Source organism: Salipiger sp. (assembly GCF_059781815.1).
This window is the reverse complement of the sequence record NZ_JBYNAH010000260.1, coordinates 1-6946: the sequence shown is the minus strand read 5'-3', so window position 1 is coordinate 6946 and position 6946 is coordinate 1. Positions and strand designations below refer to the sequence as shown.

The following is a 6946-nucleotide window of genomic DNA, read 5'->3' as shown; positions in this document are numbered from 1 at the left end:
GGTGGATTCACATCCGAAGTGCAAATTCTGTATGAAAACAGAATATTGCATGGAGTTTTTCAATGGGCCGCTGCTATCCTCACCTGAGTTTCCAAGACCGGATCAAGATTGCCAAGTGGCGGGATGGCAAAATGTCAGTCCCGGAAATAGCGGATCGGCTGGGACGCGCTCCGTCCACGATCTATCGCGAGTTGAAGCGGAATTTCTTCTCTGACAAGGAACTGCCAGAGCTGAATGGCTACTACGCGATGAACGCCCAGGGCATGTACGAGAAGCGCAGGGCCATCCATCGCAAGCTGATCGTGCATCCCGAGTTGAAGGTTGCCGTCATGGATCGCCTGAAGGCCGGCTGGTCTCCCCAACAGATCGCTGGCCGGATGCGGCTCGAACGGCATCCAATCCGCGTGAGCCATGAGACGATCTACCGTTTCGCCTATTCGAAGGATGGCCGCGACGAACAGGTCTATCGGCATCTGCCGGAGCACCGCCGTCGCCGCAGGCCGCGTGGCTATCGCAGGCACAATCGGGCGCATATCTTCGATTCTCAAAGCCTGTCGAACAGGCCCGAGCGCATCGCAGAACGCGTTGAGTTCGGGCATTGGGAGTGCGATCTGCTGATGTTCCGCAAGGAGCACGGGAAGGTCAATGTGACCTCCCTGGTGGAACGCGTCACGCGCTATACAGTCGTAATGCGCAACGAGGATCGCCAATCCAGGCCGATCATGGAGGCCCTCATTCAGGGGCTGGCTCCCCTGCCCGCAGACGCACGGCAATCGATCACCTTCGACCGCGGGACAGAGTTCTCGGCGTGGAAGCATCTAAAAGCAGGGATCGGCGCGGATGCGTGGTTCTGCGACCCGCAAGCGCCGTACCAGAAAGGCACCGTCGAGAACACGAACAACAGGCTCAGAAAGTACCTCCCCAGATCAACCGAACCGACCGCGCTGACAAATCGATATTTGAGGTCGATTTGCCATCGCCTCAACTCCACCCCCCGCAAATGCTTGGGCTACCATACGCCAGCGGAGGTCTTCGAAAGCAAGCTCTTGGAAATCCAGAACCGATTGGAATAAAACGGCATATCTGAATTTGCACTTCAGCATGAATTCACAGATCCGGCGGGCTGCACGCGCGCCCTCGCGCATCCCTCCCGGTCCCTCAACGATATAGGCTGAGCCGTTGATACGGAACGGGAAACCAGGCTGTTTTCGTCGCTCTGGTGCATCAATCCCTGTCTGCCCGGATGGATTGTCGGCGCGGCCCGGACCAAATCGCCTCTGCACTTGTCGGATCATCCCGGCTCGGTCAAAACATCCTCATGAAAGATACACCGGACATTCTCTGCATCGGCTCCGTCCTCTGGGACGTGATCGGTCGCTCTGCCAGTCACATGCGGCAAGGCTCCGACGTGCCCGGCCGCATCACCCGGCTGCCCGGCGGCGTGGCGCTCAACATCGCGATGACGCTGGCGCGCTTCGGGCTGCGCCCGGCGCTGCTCTCTGCCGTCGGTCAGGATCCCGAGGGCCACGAACTGGCGGAAGCCTGCGAGCAGCTCGGCTGCGACACGCGGTTTCTCTATCGTTCCGAAGACCTTCCGACCGATCGCTACATGGCGGTCGAAGGCGCCAACGGGCTCATCGCCGCCATCGCCGATGCCCATTCGCTCGAACGCGCCGATGCCCGCATCCTGCGCCCGCTCTCTGACGGCACGCTGGGGTCGCCCGAGACGCCGTTCACCGGATCTGTGGCGCTCGACGGCAACCTGAAGGAAACCCTGCTCGACGAGATCGTGCGCGACGCGGCCTTCGCGGAGGCCGACATGCGCATCGCGCCCGCGAGCCCCGGCAAGGCCGAGCGCCTGATGCCGTTCCTCCGCGCCGGTCGCGGCGTGCTTTACGTGAACCTCGAGGAAGCCGGCCTGCTCTGTCAGGAAAGCTTCAAGAGCGCCCCGGAAGCCGCTGCAAAGCTTGTGGAACGCGGCGCCGCGCGTGCCGTGGTGACCAATGGCGGCGACGCGGCTTGCGACGCCACCGCCGAGGGTCTCGTGGCCGAACGTCCTCCCGAGGTGCTCGTCACCCGCGTCACCGGTGCCGGCGACACTTTCATGGCGGCGCATATTGTGGCAGAGCTGCGCGGCGCGGCGCGGGCCGAGGCGCTGACCCTCGCGCTGGACGCCGCCGCAGCCTACGTTTCCGGAGACATCGCCTCATGAGCCTCATCAGACTTTCCGCCGCCGTCGCCGACGCCCTCGCCAAGGGCGCCCCCGTCGTCGCGCTGGAATCGACGATCATCACCCACGGCATGCCGTGGCCGCAGAACCTCGAGATGGCCCGCAAGGTCGAGGCGGTGATCCGCGAGGAAGGCGCCGAGCCCGCGACCATCGCTGTGATCGACGGCGAGCTCTGCGTCGGTCTCGAGGACGTTCAGCTCGAGGCGCTGGCGCAGGCGCGCGGCGTCGCCAAGCTGAGCCGCGCCGATCTCGCCGTGTGCATGGCGCAGGGCCGCACCGGCGCCACCACCGTGGCCGCCACCATGATCGCCGCCGCACAGGCCGGCATCTCGACCTTCGCCACCGGCGGCATCGGCGGCGTGCACCGCGGTGCCGAGCAGAGCTTCGACGTCTCCGCCGACCTGCAGGAACTGGCCCAGACCGCCGTCACCGTGGTCTGCGCCGGAGCCAAGGCCATCCTCGACCTGCCGAAGACGCTGGAAGTGCTGGAAACGCTCGGCGTGCCGGTGATCGCCTACGGTCAGGATCAGCTTCCGGCCTTCTGGTCGCGCGAGGCCGGTCTGCGTGCGCCGCTGCGCATGGACAGCCCGCGCGCCATCGCCGAGGCCCAGGCCATGCGCGCCGCGCTCGGACTGCCCGGCGGCCAGCTCGTCGCCAACCCGATCCCCGTCGAGGCCGAGATCGCCCGTGCCGAGATGACCCCGGTGATCGAGCGCGCCAATGCCGATGCCGAGACCCACGGCATCCGCGGCAAGGATCTCACGCCCTACCTGCTGCAGCGCATCTTCGAGCTGACCGAAGGCCGCTCGCTCGAGTCCAACATCGCGCTGGTCCTGAACAATGCGCGGCTCGGGGCGCGCATCGCCAAGGAAATGAGCGCCCTGCCCCGAAATTGAGCTTTCGCTTTCGTGGCATCATTGTAGACCGGAGACCGAGCGCTTACCTTCATTCGGGCACTCGGCTTCGGGACGGACAATGAACACCCCCTTCGATGAAAAACCGCGCAGGCCGGGCCTGCTTGCCTCGCTGCGCGCGAGCTTCCTGACGGGGCTTGTGGTCATCGCGCCGATCGGCCTGACGATCTGGCTGATCTGGACCATGTTCGGCTGGGTTGACGGCTTCGTGCTGCCGCTGATCCCCGACCAGTTCAACCCCGAGGCCTATATCGGCATCAACCTGCGCGGCCTCGGCGTGATCTTCTTCCTGGTGTTCACCATCCTCGTTGGATGGATCGCCAAGGGGCTGATCGGGCGTTCGCTGATCCGCTTCGCCGAAACCCTCGTCGAGCGCACGCCGGTGGTGCGCTCGATCTATTCCGGCATCAAGCAGATCGCCGAGACGGTGTTTGCCCAGTCCGAGCGCAGCTTCGAGAAGGCCTGCCTCGTGCAGTATCCCCGCAAGGGGATCTGGGCCATCGGCTTCATCTCCACGCAAGCCAAGGGCGAGGTTGCCGACCGCGCCGAGACCATGGCCGGGCTGACCTCGGTCTTCGTGCCGACCACGCCGAACCCGACTTCGGGCTTCCTGCTGTTCTTCCCCGAGGAAGACGTGGTCGAGCTCGACATGAGCATCGAGGACGCCGCCAAGCTGGTGATCTCTGCCGGCCTCGTCTATCCGCCGGAGCGTCCGGGTGGGAAACCCCGCGTCGAGCCGGTGCGCAAGGCGTCCTGAGCGCCGGACGCGCCATCGCAAACGGCATCTGGCGCGGTTCTGCGCAAGGCAGGGTTACGGGCCTTCGGGACGGCGCGATGCGCTGGCGTCATGGTGCAGCCTATGGAAGAATTCGCGCATTCCTGTTGAGAAATTTTCCGAAGGATGACCGCATGTTTTGCTCACCTCGCCGTCTCACCCTGGCAATTTCCGCCGCTCTCGCCCTGCCCGTCTCCCCGGCCCATGCGCTCGACCCGCTGACCGGCTTCGGCGACAACCCGGGCGCGCTCGATGCCTTTCTCTACCGTCCCGATGACCTCGCAAGCGCACCGCCGCTCATCGTCGCGCTGCATGGCTGCCTGATGAGCGCCGCAAGCTTCGACGACGAGACCGGCCTGACCGCGCTGGCCGACGATCTCGGCGCGCTGCTCCTGCTGCCGCAGCAGCGCGAGGACAACATGGAGCGCGGCTGCTTCCGCTGGTACGACGAGGATGACAATCTGCCCGGGGACGGTGAAAGCGCCTCGATCCTGCAGATGATCGACCAGACCCTCGCCAGCGAGGGCGCCGATCCGGCGCAGGTCTATGTCCTGGGGCTCTCCGCCGGTGGCGGCATGAGCGCGGTGATGCTGGCCAACTACCCCGACCGCTTCGCCGGCGGCGCGATCCTCGCCGGGCTGCCCTATGGCTGCAACCGGCCCGCCGGGATCTTCGATTTCAGCTGGTACACGCTGCACTACAACCTCTTCGCGCAGGACGGGGCCGATGCCAGCTATGCCTGCGGCATCACACGCTTTTTCAGCGCCACCGACCGCGCACCCGAGGACTGGGCGAGCTACATCCACGACGCCCTCGAAACCGAGCCCGCCGACTGGCCTCTGATCTCGATCTGGCAGGGGCTCGGCGACGAGACCGTCGATCCCGCGAACCTGCAGGAACTCACCGAGCAATGGACCACCGTGGCTGGCCTCGACACCGAGCCCGACGTCAGCGAGACCTTTGGCCGCGCCACGCGTAGCGTCTTCCGCGACGAAGCCGGTGCCGCCCGGCTCGAAACCTGGAGCCTCGAAGATTTCCCCCACGCGGTGCCCATCGACGCCGATGGCACGCCCGAGAGCTGCGGCATCGAGGCCGATTTCATCTCCGACAGCGGCATCTGCGCCGTGCGGCGCATCGCGCGGTTCTGGGGCCTCACGGACTAGGCCCGACGACGCAACACACGCCGCCGGGCCCGCCGGGTCACCGGTTGTCGAGCTGCGCGCGCACGCTCTCCAGCCCGTTGCGGGTGATGCGGTAGGGCTGCCCGCTGCGCGACCGGATGAGGCGGCGTCGTCGCAACCGCTCGAAGACCGGCAGCGTGCAGTCTGTCAGGACAAAGCCGTCGCGGGTGATGCAGCTCACCGCGCGCACCTTGCCGTTCTGAGCGCGGTCGAAACGGATCGCGCCACCCTGTGCCAGCACGTGAAGCACGCGCTGTTCGTGTTTGGAAATGTTCATGGGGATGCCTGTGGATTGAACGCAAAGCATCGCACCGTCCGGCCTACGCTCGGACGACGCGTTTGGGTTCAGCGATCCGAGGAACGGATCGCGCGGTTGCCCGCAATCTCCAGCATCAAGTCTCCATCGCTCCGGGACATCCCCGGCTCTTCCCTTGCATTAGGGCATCCGCAGGCGCGTTTTCAACCCGTCCGCGCGCCCTGCCCGTCGCTCTGTGTCCTCAGTGGCGCATCGGAGACGAGAACATTGCCCGCAGGTCGGCGGTCTGCCGGACCCCCAGCGCCTCGCCATGCTCGGTCAGAAAGCTCCCCGCCGCGCGGCGTCCGGCCTCCTTGAGCTGCGCCACCACCGAGGGCAGCGGCACCATCTTGGTCGCCACCGACAGCTCGTTCATCAGCACGTCGTCGGCGATCATGTGGACCCGCAGCTTTTTCATCGCGCCCTCCTTGACCGAGCCCGCCTCGATCAGGCGCTGCACGAACTCGATGGCGCGCAGCTCGCGCAGAAGCGCGGCGTTGAAGCTGATCTCGTTGATCCGGTTCTGGATCTCCGGCGGCGTCACCGGCACCGTCTCGCGCATGATCGGGTTGATGTTGACGATCACCAGGTCATCGGGCAGCGCCGCCTTGAACAGCGGGAACAGCGCCGGGTTGCCGGAATAGCCGCCATCCCAGAACGCCTCCACCGCGCCGGTTTCCGGATCGTCCAGTTCCACCGCCTGGAACAGCGTCGGCAGGCAGGCAGAGGCGAGGATCGCTTCGGGCGAAAGCTTGTCGCCCTCGAAGACCCGCACCTTGCCGTCGCGCACCGCCGTGGCCGAAACAAAGAACTCCGGCCCGGCCTCGGCGCAGATATCGCCGAATTCCATGCGCTGCAGGACCCGCTCGAGCGGGTTGCGGTAAAGCGGCCCCCACGCATAGGGCGAGAGCATCCGCCCGACCGCCTCGCCGGCCGCGAAGGGCAGCGAGTACTGCACGGCGCTGCTCACCATGCCGGGGTTGGGCAGCCAGGCATGCATCCATTCGGGGATCGTCATGTCGCGCAGCCCGGCCACCTCGTGCCAGAGCCAGTCCAGCGTCTCGCGCGCGCCTTCGCGCCCGCCGCGCACCAAGCCGGCCTTGAGCCCCGCCCCGTTGAGCGCGCCGGCCGAGGCCCCCGAGATCCCGGCAATCTCGAGATCCTCCTCCTCGAGCAGCCGGTCGAGCACGCCCCAGGTAAATGCGCCATGGGCGCCACCGCCCTGCAGGGCAAGATTGATCCGTCGCGTCATCTCTGACCCTTTCAACGAAGACCCGGTCTTCTTCTGGCTGAAAATATCCCGGGGTGAATTGGCCCGGCGGGCCAAGAGGGGCAGCGCCCCTCCCGCCCCCTTGTTCAGGGCTGCCCGGCGTTCACCGCCTCAGAGCGCCGTCCAGCCGCCATCGACCGAGATCGTGGTGCCGGTGATCTGCTCTGCCGCGTCCGAGCACAGGAACACCGCGGTGCCGCCGATCTGCTCGGTGGTGGCGAATTGCTTCGAGGGCTGGCGGTCGAGAATGACCTTCTCGATCACCTCCTCCTCGCTCATGT

The 6946-nt window shown here is 66.0% G+C and carries 8 protein-coding genes; 5 read left to right on the top strand and 3 right to left on the bottom strand.

Features of this window, described 5'->3' with window-relative positions:
* Positions 1 to 62 precede the first annotated feature (62 nt).
* From AC6RA4_RS22005 to AC6RA4_RS21985, 5 genes are all read left to right on the top strand, one after another.
* On the top strand, positions 63 to 1073 hold the full coding sequence (locus tag AC6RA4_RS22005; protein ID WP_500163948.1) for an IS30 family transposase: 1011 nt from the start codon (positions 63 to 65) through the stop codon (positions 1071 to 1073).
* A gap of 245 nt (positions 1074 to 1318) precedes the next feature.
* Positions 1319 to 2212, top strand: a complete 894-nt coding sequence (locus tag AC6RA4_RS22000; RefSeq protein WP_500163947.1) for a PfkB family carbohydrate kinase — start codon at positions 1319 to 1321, stop codon at positions 2210 to 2212.
* A complete protein-coding gene (locus tag AC6RA4_RS21995) occupies positions 2209 to 3126 on the top strand; it encodes a pseudouridine-5'-phosphate glycosidase (RefSeq protein ID WP_500163945.1) in 918 nt (305 codons plus the stop codon). Before AC6RA4_RS22000 ends, AC6RA4_RS21995 begins: the two co-directional genes overlap by 4 nt.
* Positions 3127 to 3205: 79 nt before the next feature.
* Positions 3206 to 3901: a DUF502 domain-containing protein gene (locus AC6RA4_RS21990; RefSeq protein ID WP_500163943.1), complete on the top strand. Its 696-nt coding sequence runs from the start codon at positions 3206 to 3208 to the stop codon at positions 3899 to 3901.
* A gap of 152 nt (positions 3902 to 4053) precedes the next feature.
* Entirely contained in the window at positions 4054 to 5082 is a 1029-nt protein-coding gene (locus tag AC6RA4_RS21985) for an extracellular catalytic domain type 1 short-chain-length polyhydroxyalkanoate depolymerase (protein WP_500163942.1), read from the top strand.
* A 37-nt stretch (positions 5083 to 5119) separates the two neighbouring features.
* Here the strand turns inward: AC6RA4_RS21985 and AC6RA4_RS21980 are convergent, their stop codons facing one another.
* From AC6RA4_RS21980 to AC6RA4_RS21970, 3 genes are all read right to left on the bottom strand, one after another.
* Positions 5120 to 5377 carry a YjhX family toxin gene (locus AC6RA4_RS21980; RefSeq protein WP_500163940.1) on the bottom strand — a complete coding sequence of 86 codons (258 nt, stop codon included), beginning with the start codon at positions 5375 to 5377 and terminating at the stop codon, positions 5120 to 5122.
* Between the two features lie 220 nt (positions 5378 to 5597).
* Entirely contained in the window at positions 5598 to 6647 is a 1050-nt protein-coding gene (locus tag AC6RA4_RS21975) for a patatin-like phospholipase family protein (RefSeq protein ID WP_500163938.1), read from the bottom strand.
* Between the two features lie 129 nt (positions 6648 to 6776).
* The coding region (locus AC6RA4_RS21970; RefSeq protein ID WP_500163950.1) for an SDR family oxidoreductase at positions 6777 to 6946 on the bottom strand (170 nt) is incomplete at its 5' end.

Coding starts and splice junctions, on each gene's coding strand:
- AC6RA4_RS22005 (WP_500163948.1), top strand. CDS start 63: ATGGGCCGCTGCTATCCTCACCTGAGTTTCCAAGACCGGATCAAGATT.
- AC6RA4_RS22000 (WP_500163947.1), top strand. CDS start 1,319: ATGAAAGATACACCGGACATTCTCTGCATCGGCTCCGTCCTCTGGGAC.
- AC6RA4_RS21995 (WP_500163945.1), top strand. CDS start 2,209: ATGAGCCTCATCAGACTTTCCGCCGCCGTCGCCGACGCCCTCGCCAAG.
- AC6RA4_RS21990 (WP_500163943.1), top strand. CDS start 3,206: ATGAACACCCCCTTCGATGAAAAACCGCGCAGGCCGGGCCTGCTTGCC.
- AC6RA4_RS21985 (WP_500163942.1), top strand. CDS start 4,054: ATGTTTTGCTCACCTCGCCGTCTCACCCTGGCAATTTCCGCCGCTCTC.
- AC6RA4_RS21980 (WP_500163940.1), bottom strand. CDS start 5,377: ATGAACATTTCCAAACACGAACAGCGCGTGCTTCACGTGCTGGCACAG.
- AC6RA4_RS21975 (WP_500163938.1), bottom strand. CDS start 6,647: ATGACGCGACGGATCAATCTTGCCCTGCAGGGCGGTGGCGCCCATGGC.